The sequence below is a fragment of the Streptomyces doebereineriae genome, assembly GCF_031845645.1.
In the GTDB taxonomy this organism is placed as follows: domain Bacteria; phylum Actinomycetota; class Actinomycetes; order Streptomycetales; family Streptomycetaceae; genus Streptomyces; species Streptomyces canus.
On record NZ_JAVREZ010000515.1, the window covers coordinates 1 to 406 of the forward strand.

Annotated in this window: 1 pseudogene; it reads right to left on the bottom strand. The window is 65.3% G+C overall.

The features are described 5' to 3' along the window. Nucleotides 1-406 (bottom strand): annotated as a pseudogene (locus RNB18_RS53040) (ABC transporter permease); the annotation flags it as partial.

Sequence of the window (406 nt, forward strand, 5' to 3'; positions counted from 1 at the left end):
GCCCGAGGATGCCGAGCAGGAACATCGGTGCCGCCGCGCCGGTGAACAAGACCGCCCGAAGTACCTGGGCACCAGGCCACTTCAACGTGGTGCTGAATGCCAGCAGGGCCGCCAGCACCAGTGCGATGGCGATCCCGAACATCGCGAGTTCCAAGGTGGCAGGCAGGAAGCTGCCGAGGTCCGACAACACGGGGTGACGGGTGCGGTAGGAGGTTCCCAGATCACCGGTCACCGCATTGGTCAGGTAGTGCCAGAACTGTACGAGCACCGGCTGGTTCAAACCGAGTTCCTCGCGCCTGGCGGCGACCGCTTGCGCCGAAGCCTGCGCGCCCAACTGCGCCTTCACGGGGTCCAGCGGCGAGACGTGCTGGAGAACGAACATCACTCCGGTAAGGGCGATCAGGAT